The following is a 16,209-nucleotide window of genomic DNA, read 5'->3' on the forward strand; positions in this document are numbered from 1 at the left end:
AAAATTTGGGGGCTACTATCATTAGAGGTTTGGATGCAGGAATTCCATGATAAAGCTAGTGAATACAAAAAACAACTAACACAAGAAAGATTAACTTAATGAAAACACTGATAACAGGAGGACTTGGTCAAATTGGTTCACATATTGCTGAAATGATGCTGGAACGGGGAGATAAAGTATTAGTCATCGATAATTTGGCAACGGGTCGCAGAGAACACCTAGCGGAACACCAAAACCTTAACGTTGTAATTGGAAGTATTGCAGATAACGATTTGGTCAAAAAATGTTTTGTTGATTTTAAACCTGATTCGGTTGTTCATACTGCAGCATCCTACAAAGATCCCAATGACTGGTATAACGATTCGCTTACTAATTGCGTCGGAGGTTCGAATGTAATTCAGGCTGCAAAAGAGCACGATGTGAAGCGATTCGTGTATTTCCAAACATCACTGTGTTATGGCTTAAAACCATTGGAGCAACCGATTACGCTAAGTCATCCTAAGTTTCCTGCTTCAACAAGCTATGCCATAACGAAAACAGCTAATGAAGATTTCCTTGAGATCTCAGGTCTAGATTTTGTGACATTTCGTCTGGCAAATGTTGTTGGTCCAAGAAACGTAGCCGGCCCATTACCAATTTTTTATCAAAGGCTCAAAGATGGAAAACAGTGTTTCGTTACAAAATCTAGACGAGATTTTGTTTTTGTAAAAGATCTTGCTCGGGTCGTTTTAAAAGCTTGTGACGGTGTTGGGCACGGAGCATATCATTTTTCTTCTGGTTCTGATGTTGCAATTGAGGAACTTTATAATGCAGTGGTAAAGGCCATGTCCTTTTCAGAATTCCCTCAACCTGAAATTAAAGAGCTTGGTGCCGATGATGTGGTTTCTATATTGTTGGATCCTTCAAGAACTTTTGAGGATTTCGGTGAATTTGAATTTACACCAATTGAGGAAACTGTAGCACAAGCAATCGAATATTTTGAGGAACACGGAACCTTGGGTGAATACACCCATTTGAGGCTTAAGGATGAAAAGAAATGAATTATAGAATTTTAATTACTGGCGGTGCAGGTTGCTTAGGGTCAAACTTAATCGAGCATTATTTTCCCAAAGGATGTGACATCAAAGTAATTGATAATTTTGCAACAGGTAAAAAAGAAGTAGTACCCGAACAGGACCGTTTAAGCGTGATTGAAGGTTCTATTGATGATTCTGCTTTAGTTGAAAAAACTTTTGCAGATTTTCGACCTGATTATGTCATTCATAGTGCTGCATCATACAAAGACCCTAGTGATTGGAGCGAAGATGCTAAAACAAACATCTTGGGCACTATTAATATCGTCAAAGCCGCGGAGAAATACGGAGTAAAGCGTTTGATCAATTTTCAAACCGCTCTATGTTATGGAAGACCTAACACAGTTCCCATACCGGTTGATCACACAACAAATCCATTTACTAGTTACGGGGTTTCAAAGACTGCGGGAGAATCATATTTGATTCAGGCAGATTTACCAACCATCTCATTTAGGTTAGCAAATATATGTGGCCCTCGTTTGGCAATTGGACCAATACCCACCTTCTACAAACGCTTAAAAGCGGGACAAAATTGTTTTTGTAGCGAAACAGTCCGTGATTTTTTGGATATGAGCGATTTCTTGAACCTTATGGATTTAGCAATTCAAGAAAAAGCACCGAGTGGAGTCTTTAATGTTTCTACTGGCGTGGGAAATACGATCCATGATGTATTTTCCGTTGTCAGTTCATACCTTAATATTGAAGTTCCTGAAGTTCCTGTTGTGCCTGCAGGAGATGATGATGTCGCCGAAGTTGTTTTGGATCCTGTAGAAACCGAAAAAGCGTTTAATTGGAAAGCGAATGTTAATTTTGAAGAGACGATTAATAATCAACTTCAATGGTATGATAAATATGGAATTAATGATATCTTCAGCCATCTTGCAGACCCAACTGTTTCATCTTAATAATAGAAAGATATTAGATTATGTCAGATACAACTACTCTTAAAAACGCCAAGATTTTAATAGTTGGAGGTGCAGGTTTTGTAGGGTGTAATTTGTGCCGTCACATTCTTGATAAACATGATCCCAAAGAAATTTGGATTATTGACAACTTGCTCTCTTCAGAGATATCAAATGTACCTGAGGATTCTAAAGTTAACTTTATTTTTGGCTCTGTTGCAGATGATAGAGTATTGGCAAAATTACCCGATGATTTAGAATTGGTTTTTCATCTTGCATGCTACCATGGGAACCAATCCTCAATTGCAGACCCCATTGCTGACCACGATAATAATACCATTACATCCTTAAAGCTTTTTGATCACTTAAAAGAAAGTAAGAATTTAAAGAAAATTGTATATGCCGCAGCAGGTTGTGCAGTGGCAGAGAAAACATTTGAAGATCCAACAGCAACATCTGAGGATGCTCCGGTTTCCCTTTTTCATGACAGTCCTTATTCAATTTCAAAACTCGTGGGTGAAATGTATGGTAATTACTTTTGGAATCGTCATGGATTGCCATTTGTTAAGGCCCGTTTTCAAAATGTTTACGGGCCAAGAGAAATTCTAGGAGCCGGAAGTTGGCGGGGAACACCTCACACCGTGTGGCGAAATGTTATTCCAACCTTTATCTGGAAGTCTTTAAATGAAGAAGCTTTACCATTGGACAACGGAGGCAATGCGAGCAGAGATTTTATTTTTGTTGAAGACATGGCAAAGGGTCTTGTTGGCTGTGCTCAAGAAGGACAGCCAGGCGAAGCTTACAATCTTGCATCCGGAGTGGAAACGACGATTAAAGATCTTGCAACATATATCAACGAGTTAACTGGGAATAAAACTTCAGTTGATTTAAAACCGGCCAGAGACTGGGATCGATCTGGGAAGCGTTTTGGAGCAACTTTAAAATCCAAAGAAAAATTAAATTTCTCAGCAACTGTTTCCATAAAGAATGGACTTGCCAAAACTGTTGATTGGACGAAAAAGAATAGAGAATTAATTAATCAGTCCATAGAAAAACATGAATTTATGATTAATCAATTCTCTTCGTGACCTCATTTTTAAATTGATGCTTTGCATACGTTAATTACCGAAAAGTTATTTGCTCAGTTCTTAGTTATCAGCGATATTGATGCCTTTGCGTGAAAATCTTATTATACTGTAATCGTCCAAAAGATTCCACTGACGCCGATACGATCACAGATCACATAGATTCGTTTTCAAATTTTTCCAAAAATCGTATTACAGTTTGGTCTAGCTTAGCAGGTTTACCAAATGAAGAATTACTTAATACTTTCGATTCGATTATAATACACTATTCGCTTTCATTTCTATATGACTCATTTATCCCTCCTGAATCTCTTTCTAAACTAAGAAAATTTAAAGGACTTAAGATATTATTTATTCAAGATGAATACAGAAGAGTCGATTATATCTGTGAAAAAGTTAAATTTGCAAAAATTCAAGCTATATTCACATGTGCTCCAAGTGCTGTAGCTGAAAAAATTTATCATAAACTTGTTCCTAATATTCAATTAATTACAACGCTTACGGGTTATGTGCCTGAAAAGCTTCTAAAAGTTAAAAGAAAAAGTATTTCTGAGAGAAATATTCATGTTGGCTATCGAGCACGGAGACTTCCATTCTGGTATGGGAAAAAAAGTTATGAGAAATATGAAATTGGAAAGCGATTTCTTGAACATGCAAAAAAGAGTGAATTGACCTGTGACATTTCCTCTGAAGAAAAAGACAGAATTTATGGAAATCGATGGATAAATTTTATTTCAAATTGTAAAGCAACTCTAGGTACTGAAAGTGGTGCAAGTATTATAGATTTTTCTGGGAAAATTGAATATGATTTAAATTGTTGGCAGGCATTTCATCCTTTTTCAGATTTTAATGATGTCCCCGCTAGTCTTTTAGTTGCTGATGGTGAAATAGATTTGCAAGTGATCTCTCCTCGATGTTTTGAAGCTGCAGCACTTGGAACCGTTATGATTCTATACCGTGGTGAATATTCGGGAATATTGAAGCCTGATAGGCATTATCTGGTATTAGAAAAAGATTTTTCGAATATCGATGAAATCATTAGAAAGATAAAGGATGATCAATTACTTGCTGAAACTGCTCAAAATACATACTCTGATTTAATTCAGACGGGTGACTTTTCCTACAAAACTTTCATTAAGAAGTTTGATGATGAAATTCTGGAACTCATTAAAAAGAATAATTATCAAAATCTTGGTAAAGTAACCGAGCTCTCAGAGTCTAGTTTTCTATTTAAAAAGAATGTTAAACCGAGAAGAAGTCGTTTAAAGAATCTTTTATTTTCTTGTAAGAGAATTATTTGGAGAAACCTTCCTCAATCTTTAAAACTTCTATTGGAAGTGACTGTATTAAGAAAAAAAGTTTACCATCATTTATTTTATTAAATCAAGGTTGAGAATTCAATCAGTCGTAACCTAGTTAAACTTGTTTAGAAAATGAAAATTTTGTCAGTTGTTGGTGCAAGACCTCAGTTTATAAAGGCAGCAATGCTATCAAAAGCTTGGGCCGAAAAAGATAATTGTGAAGAAGTGCTGGTTCATACCGGTCAACATTATGACTCGGCAATGTCTGATGTTTTTTTTGCCGAAATGGATATTCCTGAACCAAAATATCACCTCGGAGTGGGATCAGGATTACACGGTGCTCAGACTGGCAAAATGCTTGAGGAGATTGAAAAAGTTCTGCTTGAAGAAAAACCTGATTGGGTAGTTATATATGGCGATACAAACTCAACTCTTTCGGCAGCATTAGCAGCTTCAAAATTACATATCCCACTTGCTCATGTGGAAGCTGGTCTACGCTCTTTTAATCGAAATATGCCAGAAGAGATTAACCGCTTAGTTGCTGATCAATTATCAGCTATTCGCTTCACCCCTACCCAGGAGGCAACCAATCATTTAATTCAGGAAGGTTTTGATAAAGATTCGATTCACCAGGTTGGAGATGTAATGTATGACGCGGTGTTACATTTTGGGGGAGGAGAACCAAAAGATTCGATTCTTGATCAGATTGGAATTGATGGGCCTTTTGTACTGGCAACTATTCACCGGGCAGAGAATACAGACTGTGCCTCTCGCCTTCGGGCAATTATTACGGGTCTACAGGAAGTTCATCAAGATGTTCCTGTAGTCTGGCCAATTCATCCAAGAACTCGAAAAGCATTAAGTGAAATGAATTTAGATTATCAAATTCATATAAGTAATCCAGTTGGTTATTTAGAAATGTTGTATTTGGAAAGAAGGGCATCTCTTATTGTGACTGACTCCGGGGGAGTACAAAAAGAAGCTTATTTTAATAAAACTCCCTGTGTCACGGCTCGAACAGAAACTGAATGGGTTGAATTGGTGGAACAAGGATGGAATCAACTGGCTGATCCCACCGACCCTGGAAGTATTCCCAAATGTGTCCGGGGAGCATTAAGTCAAGATTTGCCCGATTATAATACAAATCTTTATGGGGATGGGCAGTCGGCTAAAAATATGGTTGATATTCTCATTAATCATTAAGTTTTAAATCCTAGTGAGTAGAGCTCGTAATATTCTTTTTTTTGCAAACACAAATCATAATGCTGATTGTGTGGCAGAGCATATTTCTGCGGTTCAGGCACAATCAAAACATAATTGGTTTGTTTTAAATTCACTTCGGAATCGAATGGTAAGTAAATTGGATCTAAATCATTTTGATGCTGTTGGTTTTCATTATTCTATTCACCCTCATGAATCGTATTATTGTTCAAAGGAATTATTTGAGAAGGTTCGTAATTATACCGGCGTTAAATTTCTTTTCTTACAGGATGAGTATGAAAATGTAGATTTAACAAGCTCGGCAATGTTTGATTTGGGAATGGATATTCTGTTCACAGTCGTACGTCCTGAATTACATTATGTATCATATGACCATCCAGGGTTGGCACAGATGAAAAGGGTCACTGTTATGGCTGGGTACGCTCCAGATCCAGAGAAAAATTACGAATTTGTTCCTATGCAGGATAGAAATACGGACATATTTTATAGAAGCCGCGTTTGTCCTTTAAATGCGGGGAAATTAGGTTATGAAAAATCTTTGATTGCTAGAAGGGTTAAAGAGAAATCTGTAAAATATAATCTGAATGTTGATATTAGTGTTCGTGAAGAAGATAGACTTTATGGGAATGATTGGATTAATTCCTTATCTCATTGCCGGGCAACCTTGGGAACTGAAAGTGGTGCAAGCGTATGGGACCGAGATGGAGGTGTGGCCCGAGAACTGGATGAAGCACTTGGGCGAAACCCACATGCTAGTTTTGAAGAATTATTTGAAGAAGTGTTAAAGCCTCATGATGGAAAATTATTATATTCTAGTATCTCACCAAGGATCTTTGAAGCGGCAGCATTAAAGACTCCTCAAATACTTTTTCCCGGTTGGTATAATGAATTAATTAAGCCAGGTGTTCATTATTTTGAATTGAAAAAAGATTTTTCAAATTTTGAAGAGATGGTCAAAGTATTGAAAGATGGTGATTTTCTTTCTGAGTTAGCCGAAAATGCTTATCGGGATTTAATCGCTTCGAAACTTCATAATCAGAATAGTCTTGGACTTGTGGTGAATGAGGCATTAGAAGAGAGGTGGGGATTAAATGCATATGAAACTGCTTCGAGTCCGAAGCAAATAGAACATTCGATCAACGAAGTTGAGAAAAAATATAAAACTTCTAAAATTTTGTCTAATTTCAGTGCAGAAATCACTTTTGGTATTCAGCATTTTTTAAAAGTGATCCACAATCCAAGGTATCGCGGATTGCGAAAATTTAAACGACTCTACGAAATCTTTCTCAGATATTGCACGCACTTGAAGCCCCGCTTGATTAGAAGTTGAGAAATCTTTTTTGAATATGGCGAGATCAAATAATTGGAATCTAAGTAAAAGTGCTAAGGTCTTTACGAGCTTATCTATCTCAGTTTTGGTGGCCTATTTAATTCCTCGGTATTTTTCGCCGATCATGGAAACTCTGGTTCTCGTCAGTAAAGAAAAGCATTTTCTCTACACGATTTGCTTCGGTTTTTCTTTTTTAGTTTTTGGGGAAATGACCGGAGTACTGGACCAAAATTTTAAGAGTCTCTCTTTTCGTCATTTTTTGCTTTTTTTATTATCTTCTATTCTTGCCAGTCTGGTACTTTTATTAGTTGTTTGGATTTTTGAATATAAATTTATTGGCCGATATGCCATTTTGAAAATTGGTTTTTTTGCGGGCTTTGGAAATTTTCTCTTATTTTGGTTCTTCAATCTTCTTGCTCAAAAGAATCCATTAAAAATTCTTCTCAATACATCTTTGAAAAATGAAGAAAAACTGAAAAAAGATTTTAAAAACCTGCCGTTTGAAATTTATTCATTACAAGGCGAAAATAGTAGTTCAGAAGAAGAAGTAATCAAACTTTGTAGTAAAAATGAAATTGATTTAGTGGTAATGGAGAATGGGTTAGGAAAAGACAAACTTGAGATTATTCCATTCCTTCAACTTGGAACCCGCGTGATGGGTATCGTTGAGTTTTACGAAAATTATTTAGAAAAAATTCCAGTCGCGCATGTTGATCAATCTTGGTTAGCCAGATTGGATTTACGATTCCGAGATCCTTTATCTCACAAATTCAAGCGCATACTGGATATAATGATCGGGTTCTTTGGTTTGATTTTTACTTTCCCGCTAATTATCTCTGCATTACTTATTACTGCATTAGAATCGGGATTCCCAGTTTTTTTTAGCCAAAACCGCACGGGCTTTTTAGGGCAACCTTATATTCTTTTCAAAATTCGAACAATGAGGGTAAATGCCGAAGAAAAAAATGCAAAATGGGCCGAGGAGAATGACAACCGAGTAACTGTGGCCGGTTCTTTTTTTAGAAAATGGAGAATTGACGAGATTCCACAGTTTTGGAATGTCATTAAAGGAGAGATGTCTATTGTAGGACCTCGACCTGAAAGACCTGAATTTCAAGATAGGCTTATCAAGAAAGTTCCGCATTGGAATTGTCGGCATTTGGTAAAGCCTGGCTTGACAGGATGGGCACAGATTAAATTTCGTTATGCATCGGACATGGAATCCTCCGAAGAAAAGCTCGCTTATGATCTATATTATATTAAACACGCATCCATTCTAATGGATATTCAAATTATTCTTTCGACTCTGCGGTCTTTAGCAAAAGGAAGTAGATGAAAATATTAGTTACCGGAGGTGCAGGTTATATTGGCAGTCATACTTGCTTGGCTTTACTAAAAGCTAGTCATGAGGTGGTTGTGATTGATAACTTTTCAAATTCGAGTCCACAATCCTTAGAGCGGGTTGCAAAATTGGCAGGGAAGGAGCCCATTTTAGTTGAAGGTGACATTTTGAACTCATCTGTAATCAGATCAGCTTTTGCCTCCCATTCTGATCTATCTGCCGTGATTCATTTTGCTGCACTCAAGGCGGTGGGTGAGTCAACTGAGCAACCTTTGAGGTATTATGAAAATAATGTGGCCGGTTCGGTAGCCTTGCTTCAAGAAATGGATCGTGCTGGCGTGAATAATCTGGTTTTTAGTTCGTCGTGCACTGTTTATGGAGAGCCAAAGCAGGTGCCTATTGATGAACAGCACCCCATTGGCACTGTCTCCAGTCCTTATGGAAGAACTAAGTCCATGATGGAGGAAATCATTAAGGATGCGTCTTTTGCAAATGAGAATCTGAGTGCAGCACTTCTTCGATATTTTAATCCGGTGGGAGCCGATAAAAGTGGTGAGATCGGGGAGGACCCGAATGGTATACCTGATAATCTTGTTCCTTTTGTTTGCCAGGTTGCGACTGGTAAGTTGGCAAAACTTCGGGTTTTTGGCACAGATTATCCCACACAAGATGGAACTGCGATTCGGGATTATTTGCATGTGAGTGATTTAGCCGATGCTCATCTGAAAGCCCTTGAAGCACTACTTAATCGTAAAGGGATTTTGACCTGTAATTTAGGGACGGGGATGGGGTCTTCTGTGTTAGATGTGATTTGCGCCTTTGAAAAAATTTCGGGGATTACTATCCCCCATGAATTCAATGCACGCAGAACAGGAGATGTTACAGAAGCTTGGGCTGATCCATCAATGGCGGAAAAAGTTCTTGGTTGGAAAGCACAATACTCGCTGGAAGAAATGCTGGCCGATGCATGGAATTGGCAACAGAAAAATCCGAACGGTTATGAGTAATTGCTTTTCTAATCAGTGAGATAATCTTTTGGGTCGAGTCCCCGTTTTCGTATCGCAATTCTAATATCTTCCAAACTTATCCGATCTCCAATTTTTAAATCTTGTCCGCGGAAGTCATTCAAGTTTAATTCCAATACAAATTGGATTTTTTTCGACCTTGAAGGTACACCGCTTAAGTCAAAAGGTTTGGCTGCATGAATTTCTTTCAGTGCTCCATTGGAAGAAAAATACCCAATATCCAGAGGGATTCTCGTATTTTTCATCCAAAACTTTTGGGGAGTAGCAGATTTAAAAATAAACAACATGCCCGTACCCGGTTTTAATTTGTCTCGAAACATTAACCCCTTTTCCCTCTCTTTGGGTAAAATGGCTAGTTCAGCTAGAATTGGAGTTTTGCCAATATGAAAGGTAAAAAACTCTTTTTTATGAGTCATATTATTTTCACCTTTTTTAGGTTCTGCTTCTGTGCAAGATAGTACTAGGAGTAGTGTGCCAGCAAAAAAATGGAAATTGAGTACTTTTTTAAATTTGTTCATAATTTTAATAGATGAAAGATCTTCTTAATCAAATCAAGCGACTTCGTGTTCTTGTTGTAGGCGATGTCATGCTCGATCGCTATGTTATCGGTGGAGTTCATCGAATTTCTCCTGAGGCACCCGTTCCAGTCCTCACTGTAGAGGACGAAAAAATAGTTGCTGGAGGGGCCGCAAATGTGGCTTTAAACGCGGCATCTCTTGGAGCAAATGTTGAGGTGTGCGGATGGTTCGGTGATGACAGTCAGGGAGAACAGCTTCGGGCACTACTCCAGGATCAAGGCATTTCTGTTGATCAATCGTTTCTTTTTTCCGGTGCTCCTACCATTAGTAAAACAAGAGTCACCTCATCTAATCAGCAAATTTGCAGAGTCGATCGCGAGAGCGATTCAAATGCCTACGCACCAAATTTATCGCTTTTGCAAGAAAGTTTGATTTCAAAAATAAATTTATCAGATGTGGTTATTGTTTCAGATTACGGGAAGGGTTTTGTGAGTAATGAACTCTTCCGAGTGATCCGCAAACATGCGAATTTCGTTTCTGTTGATCCTAAACCCAGTCGATTACTTCAATATGAAAACCCTGATCTATTAACCCCAAATCAGATGGAAGCCCTTGAATTAGCTGGTAAATCCAGGTTGATGAACGAGGAATTTCCCCAAGAAGAGGTTGTTCAGGAAATCTTCAGGAAATTCTCGCCTAAAAAGTTGGCGATTACTTTAGGGGCAGATGGAATGTTGTTGGCTGAAGATAAAGAAATTAAAAAGACTATTCCCACTGCTGCCAGGGAGGTTTTTGATGTATCGGGTGCAGGTGATACCGTGATTGCAGTACTTTCTATGGCATTGGTGGCGAACGGTAGTTTTGAGCAATCTGCCCAATTAGCAAATTTTGCTGCCGGCATTGTTGTGGGAAAAGTGGGCACGGCCTCGGTAACCACAGAAGAAATCCTTTCTTTATTGTAGCGTTTTTATGTCGCGAGGAGTTTTTTTTGACCGTGACGGTACACTTATAAAAGATGTCCATTACTTAAAAAATCCAGCTGATATCAAAATTATTGATGGAGTCTCCGAGGCCCTTATTAAAATCAAAAAAACTGGTTGCCTTATGTTCATGCATACCAATCAGTCGGGAATTGCCCGAGGGTATTACGATTGGAATGATGTTCATGCCTGTAATAGTAGAATGCTCGATTTGTATGGTCTAAGTGCTCATTTTTGGGATGGTATATGTATTGCACCTGAATCTCCCGATGACCCAAAAGTTGAATACCGTAAACCTTCCCCAAAATATGAGTTAGAAATGGTGGAAAAATTCAATTTAGATCCTTCAATTTGTTGGATGGTGGGAGATAAATGGATTGATGTTGAAACGGGATTAAAATCAAAAATGAATGCGGCACTTGTGAGAACAGGCAAAGAGATTAATTCCGAAACGGAAAAAATTGCATCTATTCAAAAAGTACCGATTTGTGAGGACATACTTTCTTTCTGTAATTCTCACATCACGAAGATTTAATGAGCGACAAATTTCCCAGCAAGTGGAAGGTAATTCAAGATGATATCCATGCGGATTGCAGGATTTTCGAAGTACATAAAAGAAAAATGCTTCGGGATTCTGACCAAAAGCAAGGAGACTTTTATGTGATTGAAACGAATGACTGGGTAAATGTTTTAGCAATGACTCCAAAGCAAGAAATTATTTTAGTCCGTCAATTTCGATATGGAACAGAAGAGTATTCCCTTGAACCTCCAGGTGGAGTCATTGAAAAAGGGGAAGACCCTGTTGTTGCTGGCCAACGAGAACTTCTTGAGGAGACTGGATATACAGGTAGAAATCCAAAACTAATTGGTGATGTCTTTCCCAATGCTGCGATTATGTCAAACCGTTGCCATTTCTTATTTTTAACAGATGTTGAAAAAACAGCAAAAGTTTCCTTTGACCCCCATGAAGAATTGGAAACCGTAAAAGTTTCGATTGATCAATTGAAAGATTTAGTGAAATCCGGTGAGATCTCACATTCGATTGGAGTAAATGCAGTTTTTCATCTTATGATGGAAATTGGCATTGTTTAAAGCCTACTTGGATTTCAATGATCCTATTCATATGTCGTTGGGCTTTGCTTCTTTACGAAATCAACTTCAAGTGATATTATAAAATAATGAGCGATTTATTATCCGTTTTACAAGAAACTGCTGATCCTCGACCCGAGCGTTTGGCACAAATCTTGGGTTGCACTGAAGAGGATGTGGAGAGTGAATTGGAAGAACTTCGCAAAAATAAAACCTTGCTTGGTTGGATGCCCTTGTTGAACCCAACTCATCACGATTTAGAACAGGTTCGTGCTGTAATCGAAGTTAAAATAAGCCCAGAGCGGGAGGGCGGGTTTGATCGAATGGCAATGAGAATTTCAAAGTTTGAAGAAGTTGAATCCTGTTATTTAATGTCAGGTGGGTATGATTTACTCGTATTTGTTACCGGAAAGAACCTGAGATTCGTTGCCTCTTTTATTTCGGAGCGCTTGGCCACTATTGATGGAGTGCTTTCAACTGCCACTCACTTTCTCCTCCGCCCGTACAAGGATCATGGTCACATTTTCGAGGAAGAGTCCGAGAATCAAGAAAAACCTTCAGTCAGTCCCTAGAACAGAATGAATCCGGAAAATTTCATTGCTGATCATATTAAAAGCTTACCTCGTTCTGGAATACGAGATTTCTTTGCGATTGTATCAGAAATGCCCCAAGCGATTTCTTTGGGAATTGGAGAACCCGATTTTGTAACTCCCTGGAAAATTAGAGAGGCATCCATATTTGCTCTTGAGCAGGGAAAAACATCATACACTGATAATCGTGGTCTCCTTTCGCTCCGGAAAGAAATTTCTAAGTATTGTGCCTCCTTTTTCGGTCCTGAATATGATCCGGTTTCGGAAATTTTAGTAACCGTTGGTGTTTCCGAGGCTATCGATATTGCCCTGCGTTCGATTCTCAATCCAGGCGACAAAGTTTTGTACCACGAGCCATGTTATGTCTCCTATGCACCAAGTGTTACCCTTGCATTTGGCGAGGCGATCCCCGTTGCAACAACTCCCGGGCAAGAGTTCTCTCTCGATCCTGAAGCCTTCGAAAAAGCGTGGCAACCAGGATGTAAAATTTTGATGCTTAATTTTCCTACCAACCCAACTGGTGGTACTGCGGATCGGGAAAAGTTGGAACGCTTAGCAAAATTTGCCAAAGACAAAGACTTAATCGTGATCAGCGATGAAATCTATGCGGAATTAACTTACGAGGGCGAACATGTAAGCATTGCATCACTCCCCGGAATGAAAGAACGAACCCTCTTGTTGCATGGGTTCTCGAAGGGTTTTGCTATGACTGGATTTCGGGTTGGTTTTGGTTGCGGTCCAGATTGGCTCATTGATGCGATGATGAAAATCCATCAGTATTGTATGATGTGTGCTCCAATTTTAAGTCAGGAAGCAGCGATTGAAGCCCTGGTGAATGGTTCGGAAGATGTGATGAGAATGCGTGACCAATATCATAAAAGACGAGATTTTGTAATTCGTCGATTTAATGAAATCGGATTAAGTTGTCATCTGCCAAGGGGTTCATTTTATGCCTTTCCCGATATATCGATCACTGGCCTAAATGAAACTGAGTTTTGCCATCGTTTACTTCGAGAACAAGAAGTGGCAGTGGTTCCCGGTACTGCCTTTGGGGATCATGGGGTCAATCATGTAAGGGCAAGTTTTTCCACTTCTTACGAGAAATTAGTGGAGGCGACAAATCGGATGGAATCATTTGTTGATTGCCTTGATTCTGAAAACGCCCACTCTGCAGCGATTTAATCCTCTTCCATTTATTTTTTAAAATGCTCTCATTATGAGCCTTACACAAAGTGTTGCAATTGTTGGTCGCCCTAATGTGGGTAAAAGCCGTTTATTTAATCGACTGGCAGGTCGACGCATCTCCATCGTACACGATCGCCCGGGAGTAACTCGGGATGTTGTGGTAGCGGATAGCCCGGAAGGCTACACATTAATGGACACCGGTGGGATTGGAATGCAACCAGAAATGACTTCTGTGGAAATTCAGGATGCGACTGAATACCAAGCTGATTTCGCAATTCATGCATCAGATTTATTATTATTTGTAGTGGATGGCAGGGAAGGTTTAATTCCCCTCGATGAGACTTTAGCCCGAAAATTCAGGAAAATGGGTAAAGAGCCGATTTTAGTGGTTAATAAATTAGACGAACCTGAAAAAAATTATTCGATTTCCGAATTTGATCGTCTTGGTTTTAAAACGGTGGTGGGAGTGTCTGCGGAACATGGTGGTGGATTTGAAGAGTTGATTACCACGATTCAATCGAAGATTCCAATTAGCAATATTCTACCGATTGAGGGGGATAATGATAGGACTCGTATTGCTTTTATCGGCCGACCCAATGTAGGGAAATCATCGCTGTGCAATCGATTGCTTGAAATGGATCGCTTAATTGTGAGTGATGTACCGGGAACTACTCGAGAAACTGTTGAGTTAGACTTGGACTTCAAAAGCGAAAATTCAGAAGAGGATTGGAAGTTTAGATTATACGACACTGCCGGTTTAAAACGGCACAAAAGAATTGATAGTTCACTTGATTTCTTTTCTTCGGTACGGACTAAAAAGGCGATTGAATCTGTAGATGTAGTTTTCCTTGTCCTGGATGCGAGAGAAGGCGTGACCAAGCAGGATAAAATCATGGCAGACCATGTTTTAAAAGAGGGAAAAGCACTTTCAATCCTAGTAAACAAATGGGACTTGGCATTAGACGGGTTTCGAAAGGACCCACTTCCTGGTTATGAGGATGAAAAGGATTTTAGAAAGAGTTATTTAAAATCAATTCGTAAGGAACTATTCTTTCTTCCCGATTCTCCAATTTCTTTTGTTTCCGCACTCACCGGATACTCGATTAAAGACTTTTTACAAGTCGCCCGCGACCTAGATGCACGGATGGATAAAACGCTTTCAACTTCTGCATTGAATAAAGTAATTGGTGAAATGTGGGAGCATCGACCTCCTGCTAAAATTAAGGGAAAACGCTTTAAAGTCTTTTATGCGGTTCAAGTCGAGAATCGTCCATTTCGAGTCAAACTTTTTTGCAATCGTGAGGAACGATTAAACGATCAATATCGTCGGTATTTGGAAAAAGGTATTCAGCAGAAATTTGGACTGTCTGGATGTCCCCTTAAGTTTTCTTTAGCCGGTAAAGAACAAAGGTATCAGGAAGAGAAAGTCTAATCTTTAAATATATTCTCCAAAAAAGCCGTCTCGACGGCTTTTTTTGTGCCATTTTCGTTGTCCGATAGATTGTTTTACCATTTCCTATATTCTTAAATGTCTAATCAAATTTACAGGGTTGCATTCTTTGGATCAGATGAGATTGCTTTACCATTTTTAGAATATTTGCATAACGAATGTGATTTCGTTCGCTTAAGTGCTGTGCTTACTCAGCCTGACCGCAGGTCGGGTAGGGGGAGGAAAATGTCAGAGAATCCAATTAAGAGTTGGGCGAAAGCTCGTTCCGTTCCCTGTCGAAGTCCGGACAAACCCACAGGTGTGGAATGCAATTGGCTCCAAGAAGAAAGAATTGATTCCATTTTAGTGATGGCATACGGGCACATTTTAAAAAATCAATTTTTGGACGTCGCCCCGGCAGGGTGCTATAATCTACACGCCTCACTTTTACCCGAATATCGTGGTGCTTCCCCGATAGAGACTGCCATTGCCATGGGTGAGAATAGAAGTGGCGTTACCCTGATGCGCATTATTCCTCGTATGGATGCCGGTCCGATTGTTGATTCTGAATCAATTTCTATCTCGAGCACAGATACAGGACCTAGTTTGCGCCTCAAACTTTCCCAATCGTGTGTCCCGCTCATTAAAAGAAATATTGCCAGCCTTGTTCAGGGAAAAGCGGAAGAGTTTACCCAAGTGGAAGAGGAATCAAGTTATTGCCGGAAACTCAATAAAGAAGATGGAAACCTAAATTTTTCCTCTACGGCCCAAGTATTATCAAATCGAATTCGTGCATTTCAAGCATGGCCAGGATGTAGTTTTTTCCATGATGGGCAGAAATTTAGAATTGGATCAGCGGAACCGAAAAGTGATCCTGATTTTCTGCGGGAGGGAGAAACAAAAAGAGATGAAGAGGGCAATTTTATAATTGGTACAAAGCACGGTGTTCTTCGGATTTTGGAAATTCAAAAACCGGGCGGTAAAATGTTAAAAGTCTCTGAATTTCTTCGCGGTTTCAACTTTCCATTTGGAGAAATTCTTGAATCCCTTGAGATGAAGGATTTGACCAAATAGTTAATTGGATTTCTGATTTTCTAAAAGATTTCTTGCTTCAATTTAGGAAATATTTAGTTTTGATA

At 38.9% G+C, this 16,209-nt stretch carries 16 protein-coding genes; 15 read left to right on the top strand and 1 reads right to left on the bottom strand.

Annotated elements, in window-relative coordinates:
• The first annotated feature begins 98 nt into the window (after nucleotides 1-98).
• From ACKPQ5_RS00685 to galE, 8 genes are all read left to right on the top strand, one after another.
• A complete protein-coding gene (locus ACKPQ5_RS00685) occupies nucleotides 99-1,040 on the top strand; it encodes an NAD-dependent epimerase/dehydratase family protein (RefSeq protein WP_407677161.1) in 942 nt (313 codons plus the stop codon).
• Nucleotides 1,037-1,978: an NAD-dependent epimerase/dehydratase family protein gene (locus ACKPQ5_RS00690; protein WP_407677162.1), complete on the top strand. Its 942-nt coding sequence runs from the start codon at nucleotides 1,037-1,039 to the stop codon at nucleotides 1,976-1,978. The genes ACKPQ5_RS00685 and ACKPQ5_RS00690 overlap by 4 nt, the downstream gene beginning before the upstream one ends.
• A gap of 20 nt (nucleotides 1,979-1,998) precedes the next feature.
• Nucleotides 1,999-3,063 carry an NAD-dependent epimerase/dehydratase family protein gene (locus tag ACKPQ5_RS00695; protein ID WP_407677163.1) on the top strand — a complete coding sequence of 355 codons (1,065 nt, stop codon included), beginning with the start codon at nucleotides 1,999-2,001 and terminating at the stop codon, nucleotides 3,061-3,063.
• Nucleotides 3,064-3,152: 89 nt separating this feature from the next.
• Nucleotides 3,153-4,442 (top strand): glycosyltransferase, encoded by a 1,290-nt coding sequence (locus ACKPQ5_RS00700; protein WP_407677164.1) that lies wholly within the window; start codon nucleotides 3,153-3,155, stop codon nucleotides 4,440-4,442.
• 51 nt (nucleotides 4,443-4,493) lie between these two features.
• The gene (gene wecB, locus ACKPQ5_RS00705) at nucleotides 4,494-5,564 is read left to right on the top strand and encodes a non-hydrolyzing UDP-N-acetylglucosamine 2-epimerase (protein WP_407677165.1); all 1,071 of its coding nucleotides are present in this window, start codon (nucleotides 4,494-4,496) and stop codon (nucleotides 5,562-5,564) included.
• Nucleotides 5,565-5,577: 13 nt separating this feature from the next.
• Entirely contained in the window at nucleotides 5,578-6,912 is a 1,335-nt protein-coding gene (locus ACKPQ5_RS00710; RefSeq protein ID WP_407677166.1) for a hypothetical protein, read from the top strand.
• 124 nt (nucleotides 6,913-7,036) lie between these two features.
• Entirely contained in the window at nucleotides 7,037-8,248 is a 1,212-nt protein-coding gene (locus ACKPQ5_RS00715; RefSeq protein WP_407677167.1) for a sugar transferase, read from the top strand.
• Complete coding sequence (gene galE / locus ACKPQ5_RS00720) at nucleotides 8,245-9,261, top strand: UDP-glucose 4-epimerase GalE (RefSeq protein WP_407677168.1); 1,017 nt, start codon at nucleotides 8,245-8,247, stop codon at nucleotides 9,259-9,261. The genes ACKPQ5_RS00715 and galE overlap by 4 nt, the downstream gene beginning before the upstream one ends.
• Before the next feature lie 8 nt (nucleotides 9,262-9,269).
• Here galE and ACKPQ5_RS00725 read toward each other — a convergent pair whose 3' ends face one another.
• On the bottom strand, nucleotides 9,270-9,797 hold the full coding sequence (locus ACKPQ5_RS00725; RefSeq protein WP_407677169.1) for a DUF192 domain-containing protein: 528 nt from the start codon (nucleotides 9,795-9,797) through the stop codon (nucleotides 9,270-9,272).
• Between the two features lie 11 nt (nucleotides 9,798-9,808).
• On the opposite strand from ACKPQ5_RS00725, the gene ACKPQ5_RS00730 reads away from it, so the two are divergent.
• From ACKPQ5_RS00730 to fmt, 7 genes are all read left to right on the top strand, one after another.
• Complete coding sequence (locus ACKPQ5_RS00730) at nucleotides 9,809-10,759, top strand: bifunctional heptose 7-phosphate kinase/heptose 1-phosphate adenyltransferase (RefSeq protein WP_407677170.1); 951 nt, start codon at nucleotides 9,809-9,811, stop codon at nucleotides 10,757-10,759.
• 7 nt (nucleotides 10,760-10,766) lie between these two features.
• Nucleotides 10,767-11,312 (top strand): D-glycero-alpha-D-manno-heptose-1,7-bisphosphate 7-phosphatase, encoded by a 546-nt coding sequence (locus ACKPQ5_RS00735; RefSeq protein WP_407677171.1) that lies wholly within the window; start codon nucleotides 10,767-10,769, stop codon nucleotides 11,310-11,312.
• On the top strand, nucleotides 11,312-11,869 hold the full coding sequence (locus tag ACKPQ5_RS00740; protein WP_407677172.1) for an NUDIX hydrolase: 558 nt from the start codon (nucleotides 11,312-11,314) through the stop codon (nucleotides 11,867-11,869). The genes ACKPQ5_RS00735 and ACKPQ5_RS00740 overlap by 1 nt, the downstream gene beginning before the upstream one ends.
• Nucleotides 11,870-11,955: 86 nt before the next feature.
• A complete protein-coding gene (locus ACKPQ5_RS00745) occupies nucleotides 11,956-12,438 on the top strand; it encodes an Lrp/AsnC family transcriptional regulator (RefSeq protein WP_407677173.1) in 483 nt (160 codons plus the stop codon).
• Between the two features lie 6 nt (nucleotides 12,439-12,444).
• Nucleotides 12,445-13,638, top strand: coding sequence for an aminotransferase class I/II-fold pyridoxal phosphate-dependent enzyme (locus ACKPQ5_RS00750; RefSeq protein WP_407677174.1), 1,194 nt, complete (start codon nucleotides 12,445-12,447; stop codon nucleotides 13,636-13,638).
• A 34-nt stretch (nucleotides 13,639-13,672) separates the two neighbouring features.
• Nucleotides 13,673-15,073 carry a ribosome biogenesis GTPase Der gene (gene der, locus ACKPQ5_RS00755; RefSeq protein WP_407677175.1) on the top strand — a complete coding sequence of 467 codons (1,401 nt, stop codon included), beginning with the start codon at nucleotides 13,673-13,675 and terminating at the stop codon, nucleotides 15,071-15,073.
• A gap of 96 nt (nucleotides 15,074-15,169) precedes the next feature.
• A complete protein-coding gene (fmt, locus tag ACKPQ5_RS00760; RefSeq protein ID WP_407677176.1) occupies nucleotides 15,170-16,144 on the top strand; it encodes a methionyl-tRNA formyltransferase in 975 nt (324 codons plus the stop codon).
• The last annotated feature ends 65 nt before the right edge of the window (nucleotides 16,145-16,209 follow it).

The sequence above is a fragment of the Candidatus Seribacter sulfatis genome (assembly GCF_964187635.1).
Lineage (GTDB): Bacteria > Verrucomicrobiota > Verrucomicrobiia > Opitutales > Seribacteraceae > Seribacter > Seribacter sulfatis.